We start from the raw sequence: 25,948 nt of genomic DNA, 5'->3' as shown, positions 1-25,948 counted from the left end.
GATTGACGGGGACTTATTACGTCAGAGCAATTAACATAACTTCATGATTTAAATCGAGTTAAAAGCCATTTTGACGAAATTGACGTGATGGCGCCGATTTTTACGATATCGACGATCTGAACAGTTGTTGTTTTCCTGTTAACTCTGCTTTGCTAGGGACGTTGGATGACACAACTACAAGGGTGAAAAACCTGACCAACATTGAGGGCCGACCTCCCCAGCATGCGAAGTCGGTGCTCAAATCCAAACAAGGAATATAAATAAGAAAGGAAATAATATGCTTGCCAAAGTATCCAAAATCTCTACTGCTGTAATGCTGGGCACCATGATGCTTGCCGGCGCTGCCGGCAACGCCATGGCGGCCGACAACAAGACGGTGCTGACCCTGGTCGCACAACAGGAAACCGCGTGGGTCAAGAACTTCAACCCCTTCCTGCAGGCGGGCCTGCTGCACACCACCCGTCACTTCATCTATGAACCCCTGGTGATCTTCAACGATATGCAGGGCGGCAAGCCCGTCTATCGTCTGGCCACCCACTTCGAGTTCAGCAAGGACCTCAAGTCCGTCACCTTCGATCTGCGTGACGGGGTGAAGTGGTCGGACGGTCAGCCCTTTACCGCCGATGACGTCCTCTTCTCCTTCAACCTGGTCAAGGCCAACAAGGCGCTGGACGAGCGCTCAATCTGGACCCAGATCAAGAGCGTCGAGAAGCTGGCTCCCAACAAGATCAAGTTCGACCTGACCGACGTCAACACCAACGTGGTGAACGACCTGGTGCTGGTGCCCATCGTACCGGAGCATCAGTGGAAATCGGTGAAAGACCCGGTCGCCTTCACCAACGACAAGCCGGTCGGCACCGGTCCCTTCACCGAAGTGGACAACTTCTCCGCCCAGCTCTACACCCAGTGCCGCAACCCGCACTACTGGGACAACGCCAACCTCTCCATCGACTGCCTGCGCATGCCGCAGATGGCCACCAACGACCAGGTATTGGCCGCGGTGATGAAGGGTGACGTGGACTGGTTCGGCTCCTTCGTACCGGACATCGAGCGCCTCTACGTCGGCAACGATCCGAAGAACAACAAATACTGGTTCCCGGCCTCCGGCACGGTGGCGTTCAACGTCAACTTCCAGGCCAAGAAACCGGGCAACCACGAAGCCTTCAACGACGTCAACTTCCGCCGCGCCTTCTCCATGGCAATGGACCGCCAGTCCATGGTGGACATCGCGGGCTACGGCTACCCGACCGTCAACGAGTACCCGTCAGGGCTCGGCAAGGCGTTCGACTCCTGGAACAACCCGGAAGTGGACAAGAAGTACGGCAAGTACAACAAGTTCGATCTGGAAGGGGCCAAGGCCCTGCTGAAACAGGCCGGCTACAAGGATTGTGACGGCGACAAGTTCCTCGACACCCCCACCTGCCAGAAGATCGAGTTCAAGGTGCTGGTACCGAACGGCTGGACCGATTGGGTCAACACCGCCCAGATCGGCGTGGAAGGGTTGCAGGCTCTGGGCCTGAACGCCAAGACCGCCACCCCGGAAGCCACCGTCTGGACCGAAAACCTGATCACCGGTGACTTCGACGTCGCCCTGCAGGGTTACTTTGCCGGTGCCAACCCGCACAAGTACTTCGAGACCGCCTTCCACTCCCGCAACATGGGTGAGCGCGGCAACCGCTTTGCGGCGCCCCGCTACAAGGATCCGGCGCTGGACAAGCTGATCGACGACTTCACCCAGACCGCCGATGCCGCCAAGCAGAAGGAGATCATGTTCGAGATCCAGGACAGGGTCGGTGCCAACCAGACCATCATCCCGGTGTTCAACAACCCGACCTGGTACGAATACAGCACCAAGCGTTTCCACGGCTGGTTCAGTGCCGACAATCCGGTCGCCAAGCCGCAGGTTCACCCGGACACCCCGGAGCGTCTGCTGCACGTGTTGTCACTCAAGCCGAACAGCTAATCAATCCCGGCCCCCTGCGGGGGGCCCTCTTCCCCGCCCATTCCCCTTATCTCCCGGCTCTGCCGGGGTTGGGGTAACTATGCCCGGCGCGGGGCGGACCAGCAGTAAAAGGTATCATCATGGGATTCATACTGAGACGCTTTTCCTTCTATCTGGTCGCCTTTCTGGTGGCCGCCACCATCAACTTCCTGCTGCCCAGAGCCATGCCGGGAGACCCCGTCTCCGTCATGTTTGCCCGGGCCGGCGCCATGATGGAACCCGCCGCGCTGGAGGCCCTCAAGGCCACCTTCGGTTTCGTGGACGGCCCCATCGGCACCCAGTTTCTCACCTATGTGAAGAGCGTCTTCACCTGGGATCTCGGCACCTCGGTGCGCTACTACCCCCAACCGGTCGCCGACGTGCTCGGCCGCGCCATCGGCTGGACCCTGTTTCTGGTGGGCACCTCCACCATTCTGAGCTTCTCCATCGGTTCCATCGTCGGCATCTTCGCCGCCTGGCACCGGGGCGGACGCCTCGACAGCATCCTCTCCCCGCTCACTCTGGTGATGCAGGCCATTCCGCCTGTGGTCATCTCGCTGCTGGCGCTCTTCCTGTTCGGGGTGAGCCTGGAGTGGCTGCCCATCGGCTACGCCTACAGCCCGGAGATCACCCCCGACTGGGGCTGGGAGCACATCAAGAGCATCCTGACCCACGCCATCATGCCGGTGGGCACCCTGGCCATGGTGCAGGTGGGGGGCTTTCTCATCACCATGCGCAACAACATGATCAACCTGCTGGGCGAGGACTACATCACCATGGCCAAGGCCAAGGGGCTCTCCAGCAACCGGGTGATCTTCAACTACGGCGCCCGCAACGCCATCCTGCCGAGCGTCACCGCCCTCTCCATGGCGCTCGGTTTCGTCATCGGCGGATCCCTCATCACCGAGGTGATCTTCAACTATCCCGGCCTGGGCCTGACCCTCTATCAGGGCATTCTGGCCCGCGACTACCCGCTCATTCAGGGGCAGCTGCTCATCATGACCATCACCATGCTCAGCTTCAACTTCCTGGCCGACGTGCTCTACGTCTTCCTGGATCCCCGTCTGCGTACCGGAGGCAAATAAGATGCGCATGCCGACTATTCTGAAAATCCTGCTGGGCAACAAGAAGGCCGCCTGCGGCCTCTTCATCGTGGTCAGCTTCGTGCTGATGGCCCTGTTCGCCCCCATTCTGGCCGGCAACGAACCGACCAAGCGGGTGGCCCGCCCCCACCAGCCCCCCAGCACCGAGTTCGTGATGGGCACCACCCGCATGGGCCACGACATCTGGGCCCAGTTCACCAACGGCGCCCGCATCTCCCTGATGGTGGGCTTCAGCGCGGGCCTGCTGGTGTGCGCCCTCGCCGTCGCCATCGGCATCACCGCCGGCTACTTCGGCGGCCTGGTGGACGAGTGCCTCACCTTCCTGATGAACGTGGTGCTGGTGATCCCCAACCTCCCTCTATTGCTGGTGCTGGCCAGCTTCATCGGGGAGGCGTCACCGGCGGTCATCGCCCTCATCATAGGCTTTACCTCCTGGGCCTATGGCGCGCGGGTCATCCGTGCCCAGACCCTGGCCCTGCGCGAGAAAGAGTTCGTCATCGCCGCCGAGGTGCTGGGGGAGCCGGCCTGGCGCATCATTCTGGTGGAGATATTGCCGAACCTCATCTCCATCATCGGCGTGAGCTTCATCGGCTCCATCATCTACGCCATCGTCACCGAGGCGACCCTGGAGTTCCTGGGCCTCGGCGACCCCACTGTGGTGAGCTGGGGCATCATGCTCTACAACGCCCAGACCTCCAGCGCCATCCTGGTCGGCGCCTGGTGGGAGATCCTGGCCCCCTGCTTCGCCATCGCAACGCTCGGTGCCGGCCTGGCCCTGCTCAACTTTGCCATCGACGAAATCGCCAACCCGCAGCTGCGCTCCCACAAGGGGCTCAATCGCTGGAAGAAACTCGCCGCCCCCGTCACCACGCCGGTGCCGGCCGTACAGGAGAAGACAGCATGAGATCGCAACAACCCCTGCTGTCGGTACGCAACCTCTGCGTCGACTACATCACCGAGAACGGCGACGTGCGCGCCGTCAACTCGGTCAGCTTCGACATCGCCCCCGGTGAAGTGTTTGGCCTGGCCGGCGAGTCGGGCTGCGGCAAGTCCACCGTCGCCTTCTCGGTGGCGCGGCTGCACAAGCCGCCCGCCTACATCAGCGGCGGCGAGATCCTGTTCAAGGGGGAGAACATCCTCCACTACGGCGATGAGCGGCTGCGCAGCTACCGCTGGCAGCAGGTGTCGGTGGTGTTCCAGTCCGCCATGAACGCGCTCAACCCCGTGCTGCGCATGGAGGAGCAGTTCTGCGACGTGCTGCTGGCCCACAACCCGGGGCTGACCCGCTATGAGGCGATCAAGCGCGCCCAGGAGCTGCTCGCCATCGTCGACATCCACCCGAGCCGGCTCAAGGACTACCCGCACCAGTTCTCCGGCGGCATGCGCCAGCGGCTGGTGATCGCCATCGCCATGGCGCTCAATCCCGAGCTCCTGATCATGGACGAGCCGACCACGGCGCTCGACGTGGTGGTGCAGCGGGAGATCCTGCAGAAGGTCTATGCGCTCAAAGAGAAGTTCAACTTCTCCATCCTCTTCATCACCCACGACCTCTCGCTGATGGTCGAGTTCTGCGATCGCATCGGCATCATGTACGCCGGTGAACTGGTGGAGGTGGCGCCGGCCAAGGCGATCCTGACCGCGCCGCTGCACCCCTATACCAGGGGGCTCGGCAACTCCTTCCCGCCCCTGCACGGGCCGAAGAAGGTGCTGGAGGGGATCCCGGGCACGCCGCTCAACCTGCTGGAGGTGCCGGTCGGCTGCCGCTTTCAGGCCCGCTGCGCCAGGGTGCACGAGCGCTGCCGTCAGGAGTACACCCGGCTGGCCGAGATCCGCCCCGGCCAACAAACCGCCTGCCACCTCTATGAGGCGCAGGATGAGCAACAAGATCCCCTGATCTATCTGGACAAGGCCGCTGGCTGTTAAGGATGTCTGTCATGCAAATCGCCAAAACCGACGCCCCCATTATCGAAGTCCAGCACCTCTACAAGGACTTCCCCGTCAACTCCAATGCCATCAAGAGCGGCAAGATGCGGGCCCTCTCGGACATCACCTTCAACCTGCACCGGGGCCGCGCTCTGGCAGTGGTGGGAGAGTCCGGCTCCGGCAAGAGCACCATCGCCAAGATCATCGCCAAGATGTACAAGCTCTCCGGTGGCCGCATCCTCTATCGCGGCCGCGACCTCGAGGAGTTCAACAAGGGCACCGCCCTGCTGGACTATCGCCAGAGCGTACAGATGGTGTGGCAAGATCCGTTCGGTTCGCTGAACCCGACCCACACCATCTACCACCACATCGCCCGCCCCCTGCTGCTGCACAGCAAGGTGATCGACAAGAAAGATCTGCCCGACATGGTCTATGGCCTGCTGGAGAAGGTGGGGCTCACCCCTGCCAAGGCCACCGCGGCCAAGTACCCGCACCAGCTCTCCGGCGGCCAGCGCCAGCGGGTCAACATCGCCCGCAACCTGGCGGTGGAGGCGGAAGTGGTGCTGGCGGACGAGCCCACCTCCATGCTCGACGTCTCCATTCGCATCGGCATCCTCAACCTGATGGAGCAGATGAAGGACGAACTCGGCGTCTCCATGCTCTACATCACCCACGACATCGCCACCGCCCGCTACGTGGCCGAAGATCTGGCGGTGATGTACGTCGGGCACATGGTGGAGTGGGGCGAGGTGGACGAGATCCTGCACCACCCCCAGCACCCCTACACCCAGCTGCTCATCTCGGCGGTGCCCGACCCCGAGAAGAGCATCCACGCCGAACTGGAGGGCGGCCGCAAGGGGGAGATCCCGCTCTGGACGCCGGAGTCCTGCGGTTGCCCCTTCGCCGGGCGCTGCAATCAGGTGATGCCGCGCTGCAAGGAGACCCTGCCCCCTGTCAGCAAGCTTGCCGACAACCACTTCGTGCGCTGCTACCTCTACGAGTGAGGGTGAGCCTTGAACCGGCCGGACAGCACTGTCCGGCCATGCCTCGATACGGGGCTGCCATAGCCCCGTGATGTGCCTCACCGCCTGTCGGTGAACCACAGGAGTAATACCTCGATGGAACTCTTGATCAATCAGGTGGGTTACCCGTGCGACGGGGAGAAGATCGCCCTGCTGCAAGCCACCCCCGCCCATGATCTCGGCGGCTATGTCAGGCTGCAACGCCAGGGTGATGGCCAGATCCTGTTTGAAACCCCGCTGCAAGCGGCCGGCAGCGTCCCCGGCTGGCAGGGCCGTGCTTACTGGCGCGCCGACTTCTCGGCATTCCAAGAGCCAGGCCACTATCGGCTGGAGGCGATCACCGCCCATGGCATTGTCCGCTCTACCCGCTTTGCCATCGGCCCCGATCTGCTGGCGAGCCGCTGCCTCTCCGACGTCATCCACTACTTCAAGGGACAGCGCGCCAGCGGCGCCTTCGATCGGGCCGACCGCAGCGCCCGTCTGTTTGGCACCGACCAGCACAAAGATGTGCACGGCGGCTGGTTCGATGCCAGCGGCGACATGAGCAAATACCTGAGCCACCTCTCCTACGCCAACTACCTCAACCCCCAGCAGACCCCCATGGTGGTCTGGGCCCTGCTCAAATGCCGGGAGCTCTTGGCCCCGCGCCGCGACATCGACGGGGTGAACCTCTGCAAGCGGCTCAACGACGAGGCGCTGCACGGCGCGGATTTTCTCTGCCGGATGCAGGATGAGTCGGGCTTCTTCTACATGACCCTGTTCGACAAGTGGAGCAAGGATCCCGAGCAGCGCGAGCTGTGCGCCTACGCCACCCAGCAGGGGCTCAAGTCCGCCCACTGGCAGGCAGGTTTTCGACAAGGGGGCGGCATGGCCATCGCGGCGCTCGCCCGCGCCGCCCGCGAGAGCGTCAGCGGCGACTTTGATGCCAGCCGTTACGCCGAGGCGGCCCGCCATGGCTACCTGCACCTGCGTGAGCACAACCTCGCCTATCTGGATGACGGGGTCGAGAACATCATCGACGACTACTGCGCCCTGCTGGCGGCGGTCGAGCTGACCCGCACCCTGGGCCCCGAGTGGCTGACAGAGGCCAGAGTGCGGGCCGGCAAGCTCTGTGCCCGCCAGCGCCCTCACCCTGAGCTCGGCCACTACTGGTCAGCCAACGACGATGGCGCGCGCCCCTACTACCACGCCGCCGAGGCGGGCCTGCCGGTGCTGGCCCTGCTGGAGTATCTCGCCATCGAGCCGGATCCGGCGCGCCAGGGGGCAGCCCAGCGCGTCATCGAGCAGGCGCTGGCCGCCGAGCTGGCGCTTTGCGCCAGGCCCGGCAACCCGTTCGCCCTCGCCCGCCAGTATGTGAAAGGGGTCGATGAGGCGCCCCGGGTGAGCTTCTTTATGCCCCATCACAACGAGTCGGGTTACTGGTGGCAGGGGGAGAACGCCCGGCTGGCGTCGCTGGCGGCCATGGCGTTTGCCGCTGCGGCCCAGCTGCCGCGCCAGCGCAAGCCGCTGCTCACCTTCGGCCAGCACCAGCTCGACTGGATCCTGGGGCAAAACCCCTTCAACGCCTGCATGCTGGCGGGTCATGGCAGCAACAACCCCGCCTACACCGCCGGTTATCCCAACGCGCTGGGGGGGATCTGCAACGGCATTACCGCCGGCTTCGATGACGAGGCGGAGATCGCATTCATTCCAGAGGCGTACAAGGATCGGCTGGATCAGAACTGGCGCTGGGGGGAGCAGTGGATCCCCCACGCCGCCTGGTTCGCCCTGGCCATCACCTGGCAGAGCGCGCAGGGAGGCCGTCATGATTGAGTACTGGGTCGGGGTGGATGGCGGCGGCACCCACACCCGCGCCCGCATTCGGGATCGGGCCGGCAAGCTGCTCGGCGAGGGACGCGCCGCCGGCTCCAACTTGGAGCTCGGCATCGAGATCGCCCATGGCAACGTGCTGGCCGCCATCGAGCAGGCCCGTCTCGAGGCCGGACTGACGGAGGATGCCCAGCAACGGATGGGGGTCGGGCTGGCGCTCGCCTCCGCCGAGCTGGCCGACTGCTATCACGCCATGCTGACCATGCCCTTCCCCTTTGCGAGCGTGCGGCTCACCTCCGACGCCTTCGGTGCCTGTCTGGGCGCCTTTGGCGGCGAGGAGGGGGCCATTCTCATCGCCGGCACCGGCTCGGCCGGGCTCATCTATCGCCACGGCCAGCTGCACACCTGCTCCGGCCGCGGCTTTCCCATCTCGGATCTGGGCAGTGGCGCCTGGCTGGGGCTGCGCGCCATCCAGCAATCCCTGCTCTGCCACGACGGCATCCTGCCCCCCAGCACCCTGGCCATCCGCTTGCTCGATCACTTCAAGCGGGATCAGGCCGAGGTGGTGCGCTGGGCCACCCGCGCCATCCCCGCCGACTACGGCCGCTTCGCCCCCTGGGTGTTCGATGCCGCCAGCGACGGCGACGAGCTCGCCTGCCAGTTGCTGGAGGAGACCTGCCAGCAGCTGGCCACCCTGCTGGAGGGGATGCGCCAGCTGGGCGCCGACCGGATTGCCCTGCTCGGCGGCATCGGCATGCGCCTCGCCCCCCGTCTGGCGCACCTGCCGCTGGTCAGCCCCGCTGCCGACGCGCTGGAAGGGGCCATCCTGTTTGCCAAGACGGAGGCGCTGCCATGCCTGCACTCCTGAACCGGGCGTACCGGGCCAGCACCGGCACCCCCTCCCCTCAACCATCGCCAGCTGCCTTCACCAGGGCGGCCGGCCCCCTGCTCGTGCAACCGAAGGAGTTTTCATGTCCGCACCCCTGATCCACACCCAGGTCGACCGACGCGATGGTGACGACGTCTGGTTTCGTTTCAGCCTGAGCCAGCTGCCAGATGCCCCCTGGAAGCTCCACTTCTGCCTGGCACGTCACATCGACCCAGGCTCGGTAGAGGGCGGGGAGCTGGAGCGCCAGAGCGGCAGCTACAAGGTCTTGCTCCCGCAAACGGGGGCCAGCGAGCTGCGCTTCTGCTGTCGTAGCACCCCCATCAAGCGCCTCTCCGACATGCCGCGCGGCTTCTTCCTGAGCCTGCCCCGGGCCAGCAGCGGCCCCCAGCTGATGCCGGTGGAGCTGACCGGCGAGGAGCTGGGCCTGCCACAATCCGCCACTGCGGCGCCGGATCTGCCCGAGGTGGAGCCCCTCGCCGGCATCGTGCCACAGCCAGATCGCTTGTTGCTGCTGGAGGGCAACTTCCGGCTGGCGGAGCGCGCCCACGTCAGCGGCCCGAGCCCCCTGCTCGGCCCGCTGCTGGCCCACTTCAACGAGCTGACCGGGCTCGCGCTGGCGCAGGATCACGACGCCGAGATCCGGCTGGTTGAAAGCGGCCTGGGCCCGGAGGCCTACCGGCTGACCATCACCCCGGAGGAGATAGTGATTGCCGCCGGCGGCGAGGCAGGTTGGCGCCATGGCCTCGTCAGCCTGGCCCAGTGGTATCTGCAGCACGGCGAGAGCCTGCCCTGCATCGAGCTCAGCGACGCGCCGCGCTTTGGCTTTCGCGGCATCTTTCTCGACTGTGCCCGCCACTTTCACTCCCTCGCCACCCTCAAGCGCCTGCTCAAGCTGATGAGCCTCTACAAGTTCAATCGCTTCCACTGGCACCTGACCGATGACGAGGGGTGGCGCCTCGAGATCAAGGCCTTCCCCCAGCTGACCGAACTGGCCGCCTGGCGCGGCCACGGCCTGGCCGTCGGGCCCCAGCTGAGCGGCGGCCCCGAGCCCTATGGCGGCTACTACACCCAGAGCGAGGTGCGCGAACTGGTGGCCTATGCTGCCGGACTTGGCATCACCATCATTCCGGAAATTGACATCCCGGGTCACTGCCACGCCGCCATCAAGGCGCTGCCCGAGCTGCTGGTGGAGGAGGCCGACCGCTCCCGCTACCTGTCGGTGCAATATTTTGACGACAACGTGCTCAACCCGGCCCTGCCCGGCACCTATCAATTCCTGGAAGCCGTGATGGACGAGGTGTGCGAGCTGTTCCCGGGGCCGCTGGTGCACATGGGGGGGGACGAGGTGCCCAGCGGGGTCTGGACCGACAGCCCCGCCTGCCAGCAGCTGATGAAGCAGCAGGGCTATCAGGATTGTCGCGAGCTGCAGGGCCACCTGCTGCGTCATTGCCAGCAGTACCTGGCCGGCAAGGGCAAGCGGATGCTGGGCTGGGAGGAGATTTTGCACGGCGACAAGGTGAGCCGGGACGCCACCATCTTCGCCTGGACCAGCTTCCAGGCCGGGCTCGACGCGGCCGCTGCGGGTTATCCGGTGGTAATGGCGCCGGCCCAGCACCTCTATCTGGACCTTGCCTGGAGTCAGGACATCCATGAACCCGGCCTCTACTGGGCGGGCACCCTCAATCTGGCGCAGGTCTACGCGTGCGACCCGGCCCCAGCCGATTTCCATGCCAACGATAACATCCTGGGGGTGCTGAGCCCCTTATGGTCGGAACTGATCACCTCTCGCGATCGTCTCGACTATATGTTGTTCCCGCGCATGCTGGCGACCGCCGAGGTGGCCTGGAGCGCCCCCGCCCGCAAGGGGTGGGAGCACTTCGCCGCCCGTCTGCCGGGCCAGCTGCAGATCCTCGACCAGCTCCAGGTGCGTTACCGGGTACCGCAGAGGTAGTGTTATCTTTTTTCCTTGGCGGCCTGATGGCCGCCTTTTTTTTACGATTAACCAACAAAACATCAACTTGCCCCTACCATTCATCCGCCATTGTTGGCAAAATTCAGCCCCCTATGAAGCCGGTCTGCCGCCTGCTGGCGCGAGCCTGCAGCCATCTCCAGATCTGCCACAATAACAACGACAAAGTTATCAACAAGAACATCGGAGCGTATTCCTATGGCCCGCAGAGACGTCCATACCCTGGACAGCGAAGTGGAGTTTCCTGCCGACGAACAACTGGTCTCCACCACGGATCTGCGCGGGGTGATCACCTACGCCAACCCCGCCTTCTGCCGCATCGCCGGCTACTCGGTCGACGAGCTGGTCGGCCACAACCACAACCTGGTGCGCCACCCAGACATGCCCAAGGCGGCCTTCGCCGATCTCTGGGCCCGCCTCAAGGAGGGCAAGCCCTGGCGTGGCATGGTGAAGAACCGCTGCAAGGATGGCCGCTACTACTGGGTCGATGCCTATGTGACCCCCATCTACGAGGGCAACCGGATCAGCGGCTACCAGTCGGTGCGCTGCAAGCCGGATCCCCAGCTCAAGCGCATCGCCGGCCAGGCCTACCAGGCCCTGCTCAAGGCCGAGCGCGGTACCGGCAGCCGCCTCCCCTCTCTTGCCCGGGTGCGCGCACCGGCCATCGCCCTGCTGCTGCTCGGCCTGGTGGGCTGGGCCGCCAGCAGCCAGGGTCCGACGACAGCCCTGCTGATGCTGCTGCCCCTGCTGCTCATCGGCGGCGCCTACTGGCGCGAGCTCTTCGCCCTGCCGCTCTATCTGCAGCAGCTCGGCCGCGAATACGACAGCCTGACCCGGCTGGTCTACTCAGGTGACGGCCCCGGCGCCATCGCCGATTTTCACATCAAGATGCTGCAAGCCCGCATCCGCACCGTGCTGGGCCGGGTCAACGATGCGACCAACCCGCTGCAGGCCCTGGCCAGCAACCTGAAACAGGCCTCCCATCAGGCCTGCCTCGACATCAACGAGCAGGATGCCCAGACCCAGCAGATGGCCGCCGCCATGACCCAGATGGCCAGCACGGCCCACGAGATTGCCCGCAACATCCAGGACTCCAACGGTCAGGTGAGCGAGGCCCGCAGCCGCTGCCAGCACACGGACAAGCAGCTGGCCCAGACCGAGCAGCGCATCGAACAGCTCGCCAGACAGGCGGAGCTGGCCTTCAACTCGGCGGTGGAGCTGGCCAGCGAGTCGGAGCGGATCGGCAGCGTGATGGGGGAGATCCAGGGCATCGCCGACCAGACCAACCTGCTGGCGCTCAACGCCGCCATCGAGGCGGCCCGGGCTGGCGAACAGGGGCGCGGCTTTGCAGTGGTGGCGGACGAGGTGCGTACCCTGTCGACCCGCACCCACAAGGCGACCGAGCAGATCCAGGGCAGCATCCAGCAGATCCAGCACACCCTGAGCCGCTGGAAGGGAATGATGCAGGAGAACCTGCAGCAGACCCGCGAGTGCGCCGAGATGACCCGTCAGGGCTCCAGCAGCCTGCATACCGTGCTGCAGGAGATCGAGCTGGTGACCGAGTTCTCCACCCAGATCGCCGCCGCCGCCGAGCAGCAGCAGACGGTGGTGGAGGATATCAGCCGCAGCATCCACCAGATCTCCGAGTACTCCCACGCCAACAGCCAGAAGATGCAGGAGGTCGACGACTCCAGTCAGGAGCTGCTGGAGCGGGCCAGGCAGCTCAAGGGGCTCAGCCAGACCTTCGGCTGACACATTTGCCAGTCACCCGACAGAAGCGCCACAATGGCGCTTCTGTTGTTTTTGACGAGTCAACTTCATGAGAACGGAATCGACCCCAACCCCGCTGAACAAGGTGGCCCGCATCGAGGCGATCCTGGCCCTGATCCCGGCCGGTCGCGTGGTGAGCTATGGCCAGGTGGCGGATCTGGCGGGGCTGCCAGGCCGGGCCAGGCTGGTGGGCAAGGTGCTGAGGGAGACCGACAAGGTGCTGCCCTGGCACAGGGTGCTGGGCGCGGCGGGCACCATTTCGCTGCCCAAGGGGTCGGCAGGCTTTGACAGACTGGCGGGATTGCTGCAGGAGGAGGGGGTGCCCGTGATTGGCGGACGGGTCAGGATGAAGGAGTGGCAGTGGCAGCCCGACCTCGCCGAGCTGCTGTTTCTCCTGCCCTTCTGACGATGGCGGCCCGCCTCACCGGGTGATGGGGGCCAGGATCTCGTCGCTGCGCACCTGCACCGGGATGGTTTCGTACTCCCGTTGCAACAGCACCAGCAGACTCTGCTTGTCCACTTCCAGCACATAGGCGGTTCCTTCCCGGGTCAGACAGGTCATTCCCGGCCGGATCTCGTTAATCTCCATCACAACCTCCGTGTCCAGCGCTGCCATCCTTGCAGCGGTTTCAGTATACCGCCATCTGAAAACAAAAAGGCCCCTGCAAGGGGCCTCTTTCATCAGAGTGTGCGCGCTGCGCAATCACGCCTTCTTCGACTTGGCCAGGCTCTCCTGCCACTTGCCGTTGTCGTAGTGCGCCGTCCAGCCGGTCGCCTTGCCGTTGACCTCGGTCATCACGTACTGCTCCTTGGTCTTGCGACTGAAGCGCACGATGGAGGCGTTACCGTCAGGATCTGACGCCGGGGCATCGGCCAGGTACTGGTGCTTGGGCGACAGGCGCTCCTTGAAGCGCTTGAGCTCTTCCACCAGCGGCGCACGAGTCTCGCGGGATTTCGGGAAGTTGCTGGCGGCCAGGAACAGGCCGGCGGCCCCGTCACGCAGCACGAAGTGAGCGTCGGACTGAGTGCATTTCAGCTCCGGCAGCGGTACCGGATCTTCCTTCGGCGGCGCGATATCACCGTTTTTCAGGATCTTGCGGGTGTTCTTGCAGGTGTCGTTGGTGCACCCCATGTACTTGCCGAAGCGGCCGTTCTTGAGCTGCATCTCGGATCCACAGCGGTCACACTCGATGCTCGGCCCTTCGTAGCCCTTGAGCTTGAACTGGCCTTTCTCAATTTCGTAGCCGTCGCAATCCGGGTTGCGACCGCAGACGTGCAGCTTGCGGCTGTCGTCGATGATGTAGGCATCCATGGCGGTGCCGCACACGCCGCAGCGGTGCTTGGCACGCAGGGCCTCGGTTTCCGCCTCGTCACCGTCGGTGGCGGAGACGAACTCGTCGGCGGAGACCAGGTTGATGGTCTTCTTGCAGCGCTCTTTGGGCGGCAATGCGTAACCGGAGCAGCCGAGGAAGACCCCGGTGGTGGCGGTACGGATGCCCATCTTGCGGCCGCAATCCGGGCAGTCGATGTCGGTCAGCACCATCTGGTTGGCACGCATGCCCCCCTCTTCCACCGGCAGATCCGCTTTTTCCAGCTCCTGGGTGAACTCGGCGTAGAAGGCGTCCAGCACCTTCTTCCACTCCAGGCTCCCCTCGGCGATGCCGTCAAGCTTGTCTTCCATCTTGGCGGTGAACTCGTAGTTCATCAGCTCGACGAAGTTCTCCACCAGCCGGTCGGTGACGATCTCACCCATCTTCTCGGCGAAGAAACGGCGGCTCTCGACCCGCACATAACCGCGGTCGACGATGGTGGAGATGATGGAGGCGTAGGTGGACGGACGGCCAATGCCGCGTTTTTCCAGCTCGCGCACCAGCGCCGCTTCGGTGAAGCGGGCGGGCGGCTTGGTGAAGTGCTGGCGCGGATCCAGCTTGACGAGTTTCAGCACCTCACCGACGGTCACCGCCGGCAGCTGGCTGTCTTCACCCTTGCGGCCCATGGGCGGCAGCGCCTTGGTCCAACCTGCGAAGCGCAGGGTGCGACCGCGCGCCTTGAGCTCGAACTCGCCCGCCTTGACGGTCAGGGTGGAGGAGTCGTACTGGGCCGGCGTCATCTGGCAGGCGACAAACTGACGCCAGATGAGGTCATAGAGCCGCATAGCGTCCGGCTCCATCCCTTCCAGCATCTCGGCCGTCACCAGCACGCTGGAGGGGCGGATCGCCTCGTGGGCCTCCTGGGCATTGGCCTTGGCGCCGTACAGGTTCGGATCGCTCGGCAGGTAGGCGGCGCCATACTGCTCGCCGATGTATTCCCGCACCGCCTCGACCGCCTCTTTGCTGAGGTTGGTGGAGTCGGTACGCATATAGGTGATGTAACCCGCTTCATAGAGGCGCTGGGCCATCATCATGGTCTTCTTGACCCCGAAGCTCAGCCGGGTAGAGGCTGCCTGCTGCAGGGTGGAGGTGATGAAGGGAGCGGACGGCTTGGAGCCGGTCGGCTTGTCTTCCCGGTTCACCACCTTGTAGTCGACCCCTTCCAGGGCGGCCACGGCGGCGAAGGTCTCGGCCTGGGTCACCGGCTTGAAGTCGGCGCCGTTGCGGCTGACCACTTCCATCCGCAGATCGCTCTTGTCGGCGGTCAGCAGATCGGCGTTGAGATCCCAGAACTCGACCGGCACGAACGCCTTGATCTCGCGCTCTTTATCGACGATGAGACGCACCGCGACGGACTGTACCCGACCGGCGGAGAGGCCGCGGGCCAGCTTCTTCCAGAGCAGCGGGGAGACCATGTAGCCCACCACCCGGTCGAGGAAACGACGGGCCTGCTGGGCGTTGACGCGGTGAATGTTCAGCTCGGATGGCTGAGCAAACGCCTCCTGGATGGCGGTCTTGGTGATCTCGTTGAACACCACGCGCTTGTAGCGGCTGTCGTCGCCGCCGATGATCTCGCGCAGGTGCCAGGCGATCGCTTCCCCCTCTCTATCCAAGTCGGTTGCGAGATAGATGGTGTCGGCCTTCTCGGCCAGACTCTGCAACTCGCTGACCACTTTTTCCTTGCCGGGCAAAATCTGGTAGTTGGCCTGCCAGCCTGCGGTCGGATTGATCCCCATCCGTGAGAACAGGGCATTGCGCTCCTTGGCAGCCTTTTCTGATTCGCTCAGCTTGATGCCGCGAATGACAGGTTTTTTGGGCTCGTTGCTGGCGCTGCCGCTGGTCGGCAGATCGCGCACGTGACCAACGCTGGATTTCACCACGTAGTCCTTGCCCAAATATTTGTTGATGGTCTTGGCCTTGGCCGGAGACTCCACTATGACCAGTGATTTGCCCATGCTGTAACTATTATCCTCATTGCACCCGACGGGGTTGGTGTGCGGTTTTGTGGGGCTGTATAAGAGATTTGACGGGAAAAAGCAATCTTGTGAGCAAATTTGCCCAGCAGCCCGAACCACCTTGCTTCTTTATTTATTAATGCGAAGCCAAGCCGCGGGAAGCAACCGCTTTTTTATTTTTATGCTATATCCCTCCTCTTTTTATATTGGAAACGACATAACCAACCGCTCTTGTAACATAACAAACCAGTTTCGTTATCAGCTTGTTACAAAAGACAAAATCTCCTTATAATGGCTGCATCCCGCAGCATTGTGCGCGGAAGGAACCGCTACCCATATAAAAATCGAAAGGATGTACTCAATGAAGCACTTCGAGGTCAACTTCGACGGCCTGGTCGGCCCGACCCACAACTATGCCGGCTTGTCCTATGGCAACGTCGCCTCCCAGAACAATGCCAAGGAAGCGTCCAATCCGAAGGAGGCCGCCAAGCAGGGTCTGCGCAAGATGAAGGCCTTGACCGACCTCGGCATGGTGCAGGGGGTACTGGCCCCGCAGGAACGGCCGGATCTCGCCACCCTGCGTCGCCTCGGCTTCACCGGCAACGATGCAAGCGTGCTGGCCCAGGCAGCCAAACAGGCGCCCGCCGTGCTGGCCGCCTGCTATTCGGCCTCCAGCATGTGGACCGCCAACGCCGCCACCGTCTCCCCCAGTGCCGATACTCAGGATGGCCGCATCCACTTCACCCCCGCCAACCTGACCAACAAGTTTCACCGCTCCCTCGAGCCCGAGGTGACCGGCCGCATCCTGCGCGCCGTGTTCAACAACGACCGCCACTTCTATCACCATCAACACCTGCCGGAGAACGACCACTTCGGTGACGAGGGGGCCGCCAACCACACCCGGCTGTGCCGCGCCTATGGCGAGTCCGGGGTCGAGCTGTTCGTCTATGGCCGCAGCGCCTTCGACGTCTCCCAGCCCGCCCCCAAACGCTACCCGGCCCGCCAGACCCTGGAAGCGAGCCAGGCCATCGCCCGCCTGCACGGCCTGGGGGACGAGAGCGCAGTCTTCATCCAGCAGAACCCGGACGTGATCGATCAGGGGGTGTTCCACAACGATGTGATCGCGGTGGGCAACCAGAACGTGCTGTTCTTCCACCAGCAGGCGTTCCTCAACACCGCCTCGGCGCTGGCCGAGGTGCGCACCAAGTTCGGTGACGGCGAGCTGCACTTTATCGAGGTGCCCACTGCCGAGGTGTCGGTGCAGGATGCGGTGAAGTCCTATCTGTTCAACACCCAGATCCTGACCTTGCCGTCCGGCGAGATGGCGATCATCGCCCCCACCGAGTGCCGCGACAACCCGGCGGTGTCGGCCTATCTGGCCAAGCTGGTGACCCTGGGGACCCCGATCAAGGGGGTACACTACATGGACGTGAAGCAGAGCATGAAAAACGGCGGCGGCCCCGCCTGTCTGCGACTGCGAGTCGCCATGAACGACACCGAGCTCGCCGCAGTCAACCCGGCCTGCCTCATCAACGACGGCCAGTTTGCCCGCCTGGACGCCTGGGTGGAGAAACACTACCGCGACAGCCTGGCGCTGGACGACCTGCGCGACCCGGCGCTGGTCATGGAGTCCCGCACCGCGCTGGATGAGCTGACCCAGATCCTGAAACTGGGCTCCGTCTACCCGTTCCAGCGCTAAGGCGCGCCAACCCTATAAAAAAGAGAGCCGGGCAAGTGCCCGGCTTTTTGTTGCTCTTTGAACGGCTTCCTAGAACCTGTTTTCGAACTGTCGCGAGAGGTCGTCAGCAAGGTGAAGAGCAGCGCAGGAACCGGAGCGTATAGACATACGTGAGCCTCCTGATTACAAACAAGCGAGCAGCACATGAGCCTTGATCACGACCTCGCAGTAAGGTCGGAACAGGTTCTTAGCGCCACGGTCCTTGCTGCCACAGCCGACCAAGACCGGACTCCAGCGCCACGGCAGCCTGCTGGCCGAGCTTCTGGGTCAGGCTCTTGGGCTTGCTGTAGCGAATGCCGACCACCTTGTGCTGGCTGGCCTGGGCCAGCAGATAGTCATCGCTGGTGCAGAGGCTGTCCACCAGCCCGAGCTGCTTGGCCTGGCTCGCCAGCCAGTGCTCGCCTGTGGTGACCTTGTCGATGTCGAGGTTGGGTCTGTGCTCGGCCACGAATGCCTTGAAGCGCTCGTGGATGGCGCCCAGCTCCTCGCGAAACTTCTCGCGCCCCAGGTCGTCGTTCTCGCCGAACATGGTGATGGTGCGCTTGTACTGGCCGGCGGTGTGCATCTCGAACTCGATGTCGTGCTTTTTCAGCAGCTTGTTGAAGTTCGGCAGCTGGGCGATCACCCCGATGGAGCCGACGATGGCGAACGGCGCCGCCAGGATCTGATCAGCCACGCAGGCCATCATGTAGCCGCCGCTCGCCGCCACCTTGTCGATGGCCACGGTCAGCTTGATGTCACGATCCCGCAGCCGCTGCAGCTGGGAGGCTGCCAGACCGTAGCCGTGCACCACGCCGCCGCCGGATTCGAGCCGCAGCAGCACTTCGTCGCCCGGCTGGGCTACGCCTATCACGGCGCTCACCTCTTCGCGCAGGGAGGCCACCTCCCTGGCATCCATGCTGCCGTGAAAATCGATGACGAACAGCCGACTGCGGGCATCTTCGCTCTTGGCTCGCGCCTTGTGCTCTGCCTTGCGCGCCTTCTCCAGCTGTTTGCGCTCCGCCTTGCCGACCAATGCACTCTGCAACTGGTGACGCCCCTGCTCCAGCTCGCTGGAGAGATCGGTGACCACCAGCTCCCCCTTGCGAGATTTGGGCTGACGGCTGCTTACCACCATCAGGATGACGGCGCCGATGGCGAGCAGTAGGGTAATGGTCTTGGCCAGGAACAGGCCGTATTCGGTCAAAAATGCCACTTGATGCTCCACTGGTGTGCCCCCGGGGGGGGGACGATTTTTTCACATTCTAGGGAGTTTGCCCGGTGCGCGCAAAAACTCTGCGTCAACCCGTCAGAAATGCCAATCGACAATCACAACCCCTCTGATTTATTCACATTTTTGCCATCTCATACTGGTCAAACGCCGTGCGGGATCAGTACACTTGCCCCTCTATTTGCCGCGCGCATCTGCCACGAATTGTTAACAGGAGTTGTCATGTTCAACTATCAGGCCCCCCGGGATCTGCTCAAGGACAAGGTCATTCTGGTCACGGGTGCCGGTGACGGCATCGGCCGCGAAGCGGCGCTCACCTATGCGGCCCACGGCGCCACAGTGATCCTGCTCGGCCGCACCAGCGCCAAGCTGGAGGCGGTCTACGACCAGATCGAGGCCGCTGGCCACCCGCTGCCCGCCATCGTGCCGGTGGATCTGAAGGGGGCGACCAAGAGCCACTACCTTGGCATGGCCGAGACCTTCGCCCAGCAGTTCGGCCGCCTCGACGGCGTGCTGTTCAACGCCGGCCTGCTCGGCACCCTGTCACCGTTCGAACACATCCAGGAGCAGGAGTGGGACGAGGTGATGCAGGTCAACGTCAAATCGGAATTCCTGCTGACCCAGGCGCTGCTGCCGCTCATCCGTCAGACCGCCAAGGAGCAGGGCGATGCCTCCATCGTCTACACCTCCTCCAGCGTGGGCCGCAAGGGCCGCGCCTACTGGGGCACCTATGCCATCTCCAAGTTCGCCATCGAAGGCATGATGGAAGTGCTGGCGGACGAACTGGAAAATACCGGTGTGCGGGTCAATACCCTCAACCCGGGCGGCACCCGCACCAAGATGCGGGCCAGCGCCTTCCCGGCCGAAGATCCGATGAACCTCAAGACCCCGGCCGACCTGATGCCGCTCTATCTCTATCTGATGGGCGCGGACAGCCGGGGCAAAACCGGCCAGACCTTTGTGGCCCAGCCCAAATAAATCAACAAAATAACCGCAACCCTGCGCCGCATAGGGTTACATTCAATAGGGTGCCGTCGGCACCCTGTTGCAACATCCGCTCCCTTATCAGGTTGAGATATGTTTCGTCCCAAGAGCACGTTTGAGCAATGGCGGATCTTTCAGGCCGTGGTGGACTGTGGCGGCTACGCCCAGGCCGCCGAGGCGCTGAACAAGAGCCAATCCTCTCTCAATCATGCGGTCGCCAAGCTGCAGCAGAGTCTGGGTGTGGCTCTGCTGGAGGTGAGAGGGCGCAAGGCGGTATTGACGCCGGCGGGGGAGATCTTCCTCAAGCGGGCCCGTCAGCTCAGCCAGCAGGTGGAAGAGTTGGAGAACCTGGCCAACAACCTGGAGCGGCAGTGGGAGCCGCAGATCAACCTCTATGTGTCGGTGTTGCAGCCGCGCGAGCGACTCTATCGGGCACTGGCCCACTTCTATCCCCGCAGCCGGGGCTGCCGGGTCAATCTGCACGAGCGCATTCACTGCCACTTCAACGCCCTGCAGGTAGGGGATCTGATGCTCTCCGAGCACCTGCCCCACGATCGCACCGGCCTGCCGCTGGACGAGGTGTGCCTGCTGCCACTCTGCTCGGCCGAGCACCCGCTCGCCACCCAGGGCGGAGCCATCGCCGCCGAGGAGCTGGCCAGCCACAACCAGATCAGCCTGCATCCCCCCATTCACCGCTCGGTGGACTGGAACGACGCGGACGACACCGGCTGGAAGGCGACCCACTACCACGAGGTGATCGCCATGCTCAAACTCGGCCTCGGCTATGCCTGGCTGCCGCGCCACCTGGTGCAGGAAGAGCTGGCCAACGGCGTCTTGGTGCCGCTGGATCTGGCGAGCGGCAACGAGCGCCACCTCTATACCTATCTGCTGACCCCGTCGGCCGACGCCCTGGGCCCGGCCACCGAGCTGCTGCTGCGCTGCCTGCGCAACGAATACCAGAACGACAACGACCGCTAGAGCGCCTCCCCGCCGCCATCAGACAGTGAGGCGGGCCGACCCGCTCGCCCCCTCAACCCCTCCGCTTTCAGACGTTCGGCACCCGCCAGCAGGCGGCCAGCGCCAGCAGCGCCAAGCCCATGGCCACCATGAAGACCCCGTGGAAGCTCCAGATCTCCGCCACAGTCCCCGCTATCGCCCCCGCCATGATGGAGCCGGTACGGATGCTGTTGGCGAACAGGGTGGTCGCCACCCCGGCGCGACCCGGCATCAGATCCTGGAAGTAGGACATGCCGATGCCGGCGACGATGCCGATGAAGATGGCGTTGAGCAGTTGCAGCGCAATGAGGGCATGCTGGCTCGACAGGGTCACCAGCCCCACGTAGAAGCCGACCCCGGCCAGCACCGCCAGCAGCATCATGGGGCGTTTGCCAAAACGCTGGGTGTAGTGGCCCGCCAGCAGCATGAAGGGGATCTCGAGGGCCGCCGCCGTGCCCATCAGCACCCCGGCCAGCTTCTCCTCCAACCCCAGTTCGCGGGTGATGTAAAGCGGCATGTTGATGAGGTACATGCTGTTGCAGGTCCACATCAGGGTGGAGGCGATGAAGAGCGCCCGCACCGACGGATCCCGCCAGCTGCTGACCCGCTCCACCTCGCTGTCCATCACCGGCAGCGGCAACGAGGGCAACCAGCGCCACACCACGAAGGCGCAGAGCAGATAGGCCACTGCGGAGGCGAGGTACATCACCTCGAAGCCGTAGCCGATGGCCAGCGCGAAGGCGATGGGGGGCCCTATCACCCAGGCCAAGGAGAACTGGGCCCGCAGCACCGAGCTGAACATGTCGGCCCGCTTGTTGCGGCTGTCGGCGTATTCCCGCGCCAGCGCGAACAGCTGGGGACTGGCGGTGGCGGCCAGGCTCGCCAGCAAAACTCCCAGGCTCACCAGCAGCCAGTACTGCCGGTTCCAGGCAAACAGCAGGGAGAGCACCACGCCGGCGAAGCAGCAGCGCAGGATCAGCCGCTTGCGATCCCCCTTGTTGTCGGAACGATGGCCGAGCCACTGGCTGATGAGGATGCCGATCACCGCGTTGACGGTATAGAAGAGCCCTACCAGGAAGGGGCGCACCTGCACCTCCTCGGCCAGAAACAGGCTCAAGGTGGGCACCTGCAGTGCCACCGCCACCCCGGTCATAAAGGTCACGGCCAGAAAAGAGAGAGAGACGGGATCCGTCCTGTTGCGAGCGGCGGTCAGCAAGCGCATAGAATTACCACTGATTGGAGGGAAGAAAACTGGCCAAAATTCGGCAAGTGCATGAAATGGCGTCGCTTATTTTATGTCATTATCAAGAGCCACCTCAAGGCTTGCGACCCCGTCCCCGACCCCGTACAGTGAAAGCCCACTGGCCAGCATAAGGATTTCACATGTTTGATTTTGACCGGGAAATAGATCGCAGCGGCACCATGAGCCTGAAATGGGACAAGTACAAGGGACAGGACGTGCTGCCCATGTGGGTCGCCGACACCGACTTCGTCTCCCCCCCTGCCGTCATCGAGGCCCTCACGGCGCGGGTCGCCCACGGCATCTTCGGCTACTCGCGCCCCTCTCCCCGTCTGATCGAACTCATCATCGCGCGGCTGGCCAGCCGCTATGGCTGGACCATCCAGCCCGAGTGGATCGTCTTCCTGCCCGGGGTGGTGCCGGGTCTCAACCTCGCCTGCAAGGCCTGGAGCCAGCACGGCCGTGGCATCATCACCCCCAAGCCGGTCTACTACCCCTTCCTGCAGGCGCCGGGCTTCAACGACCGGCCGCTGCTCACCGTGCCCATGGTGGAAGAGGCCGGTCGCTGGGTACTGGATATCGAGGAGCTGGAGCGCCAGGCACCGGCGGCGGATCTGCTGCTGCTGTGCAACCCGCACAACCCGGGCGGCACCGTGTTCACCCGTGAGGAGCTGCTGGCCATCGACGCCATCGCCGAGCGCCACAACCTGGTGATCTGCTCCGATGAAATTCACTGCGACCTGCTGCTGGACAAGGATGCCCGCCACATCCCCTACGGCGCCATCAGCCCGGCGGCGGCCGAGCGCTCGGCGGTGATGATGGCCCCGAGCAAGACCTTCAACATCGCCGGGCTCTGCTGCTCCTTCGCGGTGGTGCCCAATGCCCGTCTGCGCCTCAAGCTGCAGCAGGCGATGCGCGGCATCAGTGCCGACGTCAACCTGCTGGGCTTCGTGGCGGCAGAGGCGGCCTACGAAGGCGGTGAGCAGTGGCTCAGCGAACAACTCGACTACCTGGCCGCCAACCTGGCCCTGATCGAGCAGGCGGTCGCCCGCTGGCCCGGCATCAAGCTGGCGCGCCACCAGGCCACCTACCTCGCCTGGATCGACATGAGCGCACTCGGGCTGGACGACCCCATCGCCTTCTTCGAGCAGGCCGGGGTGGGGCTCTCCCCCGGCGCCCAGTTTGGTGACGGCCAGTTCGTGCGGCTCAACTTCGGCTGCACCCGGGCTCGCCTCGTCGAGGCGCTGGCCCGCATGGAGAAGGCCATCCTGGCTCGCCGCTGAGCCCCTGCGGGGCGGCGCCAGCCGACCCCGCAATATAATCTGTCCGACCCGATCCGTATCCGCACGCAATAGGGTATATTTTGGCGACGCCCCACCCCGGCCATCCCGGGGCGCCAGGGGCCACCCAACACGGCACCGGCCGCCCTCTTGCGGGTAACGGCCCGATGCCAACCGGGATGGGGCTGACCCATCCTTTTTATCAGCCAATGATCCGGTTCACTATGTTCCAACGCGTCTTGCACCTTCTGCCCATCCGGCTGCGCCGAGCCCTGCCCTGGCTGGCAGCAACCCTGGCCCTGCCCCTGCAGGCCGCCACCTATCTCACCATCGGTACGGGGCCGCTGAACGGCGTCTACTACCCGACCGGCGGCGCCATCTGCCGGCTGCTCAATGAAGAGAGCGGCAGCCACGGCCTGCACTGCTCGGTGCAGAGTACCTCAGGTTCCCTCGCCAACCTGAAGGCGCTGGCGCAGGGCAACATCCAGCTGGCGCTGGTGCAGTCGGACGTGCTGCATCACGCCGCTCACGGCACGGGCCCCTTCCAGGGCCAGCCCCCCGCCGATCAGCTGCGCAGCCTCTACCGCCTCCATCAGGAGTCGCTGACCCTGCTTGCCAGCGCCAACAGCAACATCAACACCCTGGCCGACATCGAAGGCAAGCGGGTCGATCTCGGCAACCCGGGCTCCGGGGAGCGGGTCACCAGCCAGGCTCTGCTGGACGCCATGGGCTGGCAGGCCAAGAGCTTTGCCCCCCTCATCCCAGCCGCGGCCAACAACCGGCTGGAGGGGCTCTGTGACGGTACCCTGGACGCCGCCTTCGTGGTGGCGGGCCACCCCAATCAGGCCATCGGCGATCTCACCGGCCGCTGCAAGGCGCGCCTCATCCCCATCGAGGGGGAACAGATAGACAGGCTGCTCAAGCAGCACCCTTACTATCAGCGCGGCCGCATCGGCGCCAACCTCTATCCGGGCCAGACCAGCGGGATCAACACCTTCGCCGTCACCGCCGAGCTGGTGGCACTGGCCAGCCTGCCGGATAGCGAGGTGCGCACCGTGCGCGACGTGTTGAGCGGCCGCCTCAAGCAGTTCACCCGCCTCCACCCGGCACTGACCCAGCTCACCCTGGAGGGGATGCTGGGTGAGGCGGAAGTGCCGCGCCACGCCGGCATGGCGGATGCCCCGCCCACCCTGCTGCCAGAGACCCTGAGCCCGGCTCCGGCGACCTCGGAGGCCCTGGCAACCTCAGCGGCGCAGCCCACCGAGGTGGCACGCCCCGCCGGTGAGGACGCGAAGCAAGCTGCCGGCACGACGGGCGCCCCCTCCCCGGAAGGCACGCCCGCCACCTCCTCCGAGCTGACCCCTGGCGCCCTGCTGCCGACCCCCTCGGCAGCCGCGGCCACCGAGCCGGGCGCGAGTAACGTGCTCGAAGGGGCCGCCGTGGAACAGGGCGGCACGCTGACCGGCACGGCCGCGCCAAGCCCCTCTGCCGTGGTGAGCGGGGCACAACCCGCCTCGCCGGCGCCCGCCGAACCGGCATCGACAGCACCGGCCGCACCGAGCACCGCCTCACCGACCCAGCACAGCGCACCAGCCCAGTAAGAGCGCCAAACAGCCACAACGACAGAGGCCACCCAAGGGTGGCCTCTTTTTGTTTCGATATTGGGTGGGCTCACGCCCTGGCGTCCGGCAACGGTGCCGGGCGCTGGATCTCCTGCTCCACCCAGTGCAGCAGCTGCTTGATGGCGCGCGACAGCACCTGGTTCTGGCGCACCACGTACCCCAAGCTGGTGCCGGGAAAGTCGGTGAGCCGGGTCACCGGGGCGGTCAGCTTGAGCCGCGGGTGAATGGAGAAGTCCGGCACTATGGCCACCCCGAACCCCGCCTCGGCCCAGTCTAACTGGGCATCCACGCTGCCCACTTCCATGATGCGACAGCTGGGCAGACCGAGCAGCGGCAAAGAGGGGTCGATGAGCGCCCGGGTACGGGTGTCGTGCCCCAGCAGGATCAGGGTCGGCTCGTCGAGGGGATCGCTCTCCCCCGCCTTCGCCCGCGCCTGCCAGCGGGCGAGGCCGTGGCCCAGCGCGCACCAGGTCACCTGTTGCAACTCGGTGTAGAAGAGCGGCTCGCTGCGCTTTTGCGCCATCACGAAGCCCAGATCCGCCTTGCCCGCCTTGACCAGCTCAGCCGCCTGATCCGAGGTGGTATTGAACAGGGTGAGGTCGATGCCGGGGAACTCCTGCTTGAAGCGCTGAAAGGGCTGAATGAGCAGCAGGCGCGAGATGATGTCGCTGGCGGCGATGGCGAGCGTCCCCTGGCTCAGCTGGTTGAGGGCGTTGAGATCGGACTGGCAGAGCTGCAGCTCGGCGATGGCGCGCTCGGCGCTTTGCAGCAGCCGCTCGCCAGCCTGAGTCAGCCGAAACGGGCTGCGCTCGATGAGCTTGACCCGGGTGGCCTGCTCCAGATTCTTGAGGTGAAGGCTCACATTGGGCTGGGTCATGTGCAGTTCGGTGGCGGTCTGGCCGAAGTGCTGCAGCCGAGCCAGGGTGACGAAGGTGTGCAGCCAGTGGATGTCCAGCATGGGGATCCTCTTGTGCCGCCACGGCCGCACAGGCCCCTGACGGGGATGCCGGTACGGCAGAGGGGGCAGTTTGCCGATAAATTCGCCGCAATTATATGACTCTCTTATCGGAATTATAAAGATAATTAA

The 25,948-nt window shown here is 64.4% G+C and carries 20 protein-coding genes; 15 read left to right on the top strand and 5 right to left on the bottom strand.

Annotated features, from left to right (window positions below; genetic code table 11):
• Positions 1-277 precede the first annotated feature (277 nt).
• The 10 genes from AB5Y81_RS11200 (at position 278) to AB5Y81_RS11155 (ending at position 12,872) form a co-directional block, all read left to right on the top strand.
• Positions 278-1,963 (top strand): ABC transporter substrate-binding protein, encoded by a 1,686-nt coding sequence (locus AB5Y81_RS11200; protein WP_005303255.1) that lies wholly within the window; start codon positions 278-280, stop codon positions 1,961-1,963.
• A gap of 119 nt (positions 1,964-2,082) precedes the next feature.
• Positions 2,083-3,066: an ABC transporter permease gene (locus AB5Y81_RS11195; protein ID WP_005303257.1), complete on the top strand. Its 984-nt coding sequence runs from the start codon at positions 2,083-2,085 to the stop codon at positions 3,064-3,066.
• A 1-nt stretch (position 3,067) separates the two neighbouring features.
• Positions 3,068-3,988, top strand: a complete 921-nt coding sequence (locus tag AB5Y81_RS11190) for an ABC transporter permease (RefSeq protein WP_017778439.1) — start codon at positions 3,068-3,070, stop codon at positions 3,986-3,988.
• Positions 3,985-5,007, top strand: coding sequence for an ABC transporter ATP-binding protein (locus AB5Y81_RS11185; RefSeq protein ID WP_260753305.1), 1,023 nt, complete (start codon positions 3,985-3,987; stop codon positions 5,005-5,007). Before AB5Y81_RS11190 ends, AB5Y81_RS11185 begins: the two co-directional genes overlap by 4 nt.
• A gap of 11 nt (positions 5,008-5,018) precedes the next feature.
• Positions 5,019-6,011 (top strand): ABC transporter ATP-binding protein, encoded by a 993-nt coding sequence (locus AB5Y81_RS11180; RefSeq protein ID WP_260753304.1) that lies wholly within the window; start codon positions 5,019-5,021, stop codon positions 6,009-6,011.
• Positions 6,012-6,125: 114 nt separating this feature from the next.
• Positions 6,126-7,841, top strand: coding sequence for a glycoside hydrolase family 9 protein (locus AB5Y81_RS11175; protein WP_279485449.1), 1,716 nt, complete (start codon positions 6,126-6,128; stop codon positions 7,839-7,841).
• On the top strand, positions 7,834-8,706 hold the full coding sequence (locus AB5Y81_RS11170; protein WP_005303267.1) for a BadF/BadG/BcrA/BcrD ATPase family protein: 873 nt from the start codon (positions 7,834-7,836) through the stop codon (positions 8,704-8,706). The genes AB5Y81_RS11175 and AB5Y81_RS11170 overlap by 8 nt, the downstream gene beginning before the upstream one ends.
• 103 nt (positions 8,707-8,809) lie before the next feature.
• Positions 8,810-10,678 carry a beta-N-acetylhexosaminidase gene (locus AB5Y81_RS11165; RefSeq protein ID WP_206866619.1) on the top strand — a complete coding sequence of 623 codons (1,869 nt, stop codon included), beginning with the start codon at positions 8,810-8,812 and terminating at the stop codon, positions 10,676-10,678.
• 216 nt (positions 10,679-10,894) lie between these two features.
• Entirely contained in the window at positions 10,895-12,448 is a 1,554-nt protein-coding gene (locus tag AB5Y81_RS11160) for a PAS domain-containing methyl-accepting chemotaxis protein (protein ID WP_279485448.1), read from the top strand.
• 67 nt (positions 12,449-12,515) lie between these two features.
• Positions 12,516-12,872: an MGMT family protein gene (locus AB5Y81_RS11155; protein WP_279485447.1), complete on the top strand. Its 357-nt coding sequence runs from the start codon at positions 12,516-12,518 to the stop codon at positions 12,870-12,872.
• Positions 12,873-12,887: 15 nt separating this feature from the next.
• Here AB5Y81_RS11155 and AB5Y81_RS11150 read toward each other — a convergent pair whose 3' ends face one another.
• Both AB5Y81_RS11150 and topA read right to left on the bottom strand, forming a co-directional pair.
• The gene (locus AB5Y81_RS11150) at positions 12,888-13,055 is read right to left on the bottom strand and encodes a hypothetical protein (RefSeq protein ID WP_005303277.1); all 168 of its coding nucleotides are present in this window, start codon (positions 13,053-13,055) and stop codon (positions 12,888-12,890) included.
• Positions 13,056-13,169: 114 nt separating this feature from the next.
• A complete protein-coding gene (gene topA, locus AB5Y81_RS11145; protein ID WP_279485446.1) occupies positions 13,170-15,791 on the bottom strand; it encodes a type I DNA topoisomerase in 2,622 nt (873 codons plus the stop codon).
• Between the two features lie 361 nt (positions 15,792-16,152).
• Between topA and astB the strand changes: the two genes are divergently transcribed.
• Positions 16,153-17,490, top strand: coding sequence for an N-succinylarginine dihydrolase (gene astB / locus AB5Y81_RS11140; protein WP_005303281.1), 1,338 nt, complete (start codon positions 16,153-16,155; stop codon positions 17,488-17,490).
• A gap of 226 nt (positions 17,491-17,716) precedes the next feature.
• On the opposite strand, the gene sohB is transcribed toward astB, so the two are convergent.
• A complete protein-coding gene (gene sohB / locus AB5Y81_RS11135; RefSeq protein ID WP_279485445.1) occupies positions 17,717-18,724 on the bottom strand; it encodes a protease SohB in 1,008 nt (335 codons plus the stop codon).
• A gap of 237 nt (positions 18,725-18,961) precedes the next feature.
• On the opposite strand from sohB, the gene AB5Y81_RS11130 reads away from it, so the two are divergent.
• Positions 18,962-19,717, top strand: a complete 756-nt coding sequence (locus AB5Y81_RS11130; protein WP_016351568.1) for a YciK family oxidoreductase — start codon at positions 18,962-18,964, stop codon at positions 19,715-19,717.
• Between the two features lie 99 nt (positions 19,718-19,816).
• Positions 19,817-20,701, top strand: a complete 885-nt coding sequence (locus AB5Y81_RS11125) for a LysR family transcriptional regulator (protein WP_219253621.1) — start codon at positions 19,817-19,819, stop codon at positions 20,699-20,701.
• 67 nt (positions 20,702-20,768) lie between these two features.
• Here the strand turns inward: AB5Y81_RS11125 and AB5Y81_RS11120 are convergent, their stop codons facing one another.
• On the bottom strand, positions 20,769-21,941 hold the full coding sequence (locus tag AB5Y81_RS11120; RefSeq protein WP_005303290.1) for an MFS transporter: 1,173 nt from the start codon (positions 21,939-21,941) through the stop codon (positions 20,769-20,771).
• A gap of 161 nt (positions 21,942-22,102) precedes the next feature.
• Here AB5Y81_RS11120 and AB5Y81_RS11115 point away from each other — a divergent pair, with 161 nt between their 5' ends.
• On the top strand, positions 22,103-23,242 hold the full coding sequence (locus AB5Y81_RS11115; protein WP_279485444.1) for a PatB family C-S lyase: 1,140 nt from the start codon (positions 22,103-22,105) through the stop codon (positions 23,240-23,242).
• Positions 23,243-23,463: 221 nt separating this feature from the next.
• Positions 23,464-24,840 carry a TAXI family TRAP transporter solute-binding subunit gene (locus AB5Y81_RS11110; protein ID WP_279485443.1) on the top strand — a complete coding sequence of 459 codons (1,377 nt, stop codon included), beginning with the start codon at positions 23,464-23,466 and terminating at the stop codon, positions 24,838-24,840.
• A 70-nt stretch (positions 24,841-24,910) separates the two neighbouring features.
• On the opposite strand, the gene AB5Y81_RS11105 is transcribed toward AB5Y81_RS11110, so the two are convergent.
• The gene (locus AB5Y81_RS11105; RefSeq protein ID WP_017765052.1) at positions 24,911-25,819 is read right to left on the bottom strand and encodes a LysR family transcriptional regulator; all 909 of its coding nucleotides are present in this window, start codon (positions 25,817-25,819) and stop codon (positions 24,911-24,913) included.
• Positions 25,820-25,948: the final 129 nt, after the last annotated feature.

The sequence above is a fragment of the Aeromonas sp. s2 genome, from assembly GCF_040907935.1.
Classification (GTDB): Bacteria; Pseudomonadota; Gammaproteobacteria; order Enterobacterales; family Aeromonadaceae; genus Aeromonas; species Aeromonas dhakensis.
Note: the sequence above shows the minus strand (reverse complement) of the source record. Positions and strands in the feature narration are given on the sequence as shown.

Coding starts and splice junctions, on each gene's coding strand:
- AB5Y81_RS11200 (WP_005303255.1), top strand. CDS start 278: ATGCTTGCCAAAGTATCCAAAATCTCTACTGCTGTAATGCTGGGCACC.
- AB5Y81_RS11195 (WP_005303257.1), top strand. CDS start 2,083: ATGGGATTCATACTGAGACGCTTTTCCTTCTATCTGGTCGCCTTTCTG.
- AB5Y81_RS11190 (WP_017778439.1), top strand. CDS start 3,068: ATGCGCATGCCGACTATTCTGAAAATCCTGCTGGGCAACAAGAAGGCC.
- AB5Y81_RS11185 (WP_260753305.1), top strand. CDS start 3,985: ATGAGATCGCAACAACCCCTGCTGTCGGTACGCAACCTCTGCGTCGAC.
- AB5Y81_RS11180 (WP_260753304.1), top strand. CDS start 5,019: ATGCAAATCGCCAAAACCGACGCCCCCATTATCGAAGTCCAGCACCTC.
- AB5Y81_RS11175 (WP_279485449.1), top strand. CDS start 6,126: ATGGAACTCTTGATCAATCAGGTGGGTTACCCGTGCGACGGGGAGAAG.
- AB5Y81_RS11170 (WP_005303267.1), top strand. CDS start 7,834: ATGATTGAGTACTGGGTCGGGGTGGATGGCGGCGGCACCCACACCCGC.
- AB5Y81_RS11165 (WP_206866619.1), top strand. CDS start 8,810: ATGTCCGCACCCCTGATCCACACCCAGGTCGACCGACGCGATGGTGAC.
- AB5Y81_RS11160 (WP_279485448.1), top strand. CDS start 10,895: ATGGCCCGCAGAGACGTCCATACCCTGGACAGCGAAGTGGAGTTTCCT.
- AB5Y81_RS11155 (WP_279485447.1), top strand. CDS start 12,516: ATGAGAACGGAATCGACCCCAACCCCGCTGAACAAGGTGGCCCGCATC.
- AB5Y81_RS11150 (WP_005303277.1), bottom strand. CDS start 13,055: ATGGAGATTAACGAGATCCGGCCGGGAATGACCTGTCTGACCCGGGAA.
- topA (WP_279485446.1), bottom strand. CDS start 15,791: ATGGGCAAATCACTGGTCATAGTGGAGTCTCCGGCCAAGGCCAAGACC.
- astB (WP_005303281.1), top strand. CDS start 16,153: ATGAAGCACTTCGAGGTCAACTTCGACGGCCTGGTCGGCCCGACCCAC.
- AB5Y81_RS11130 (WP_016351568.1), top strand. CDS start 18,962: ATGTTCAACTATCAGGCCCCCCGGGATCTGCTCAAGGACAAGGTCATT.
- AB5Y81_RS11125 (WP_219253621.1), top strand. CDS start 19,817: ATGTTTCGTCCCAAGAGCACGTTTGAGCAATGGCGGATCTTTCAGGCC.
- AB5Y81_RS11120 (WP_005303290.1), bottom strand. CDS start 21,941: ATGCGCTTGCTGACCGCCGCTCGCAACAGGACGGATCCCGTCTCTCTC.
- AB5Y81_RS11115 (WP_279485444.1), top strand. CDS start 22,103: ATGTTTGATTTTGACCGGGAAATAGATCGCAGCGGCACCATGAGCCTG.
- AB5Y81_RS11110 (WP_279485443.1), top strand. CDS start 23,464: ATGTTCCAACGCGTCTTGCACCTTCTGCCCATCCGGCTGCGCCGAGCC.
- AB5Y81_RS11105 (WP_017765052.1), bottom strand. CDS start 25,819: ATGCTGGACATCCACTGGCTGCACACCTTCGTCACCCTGGCTCGGCTG.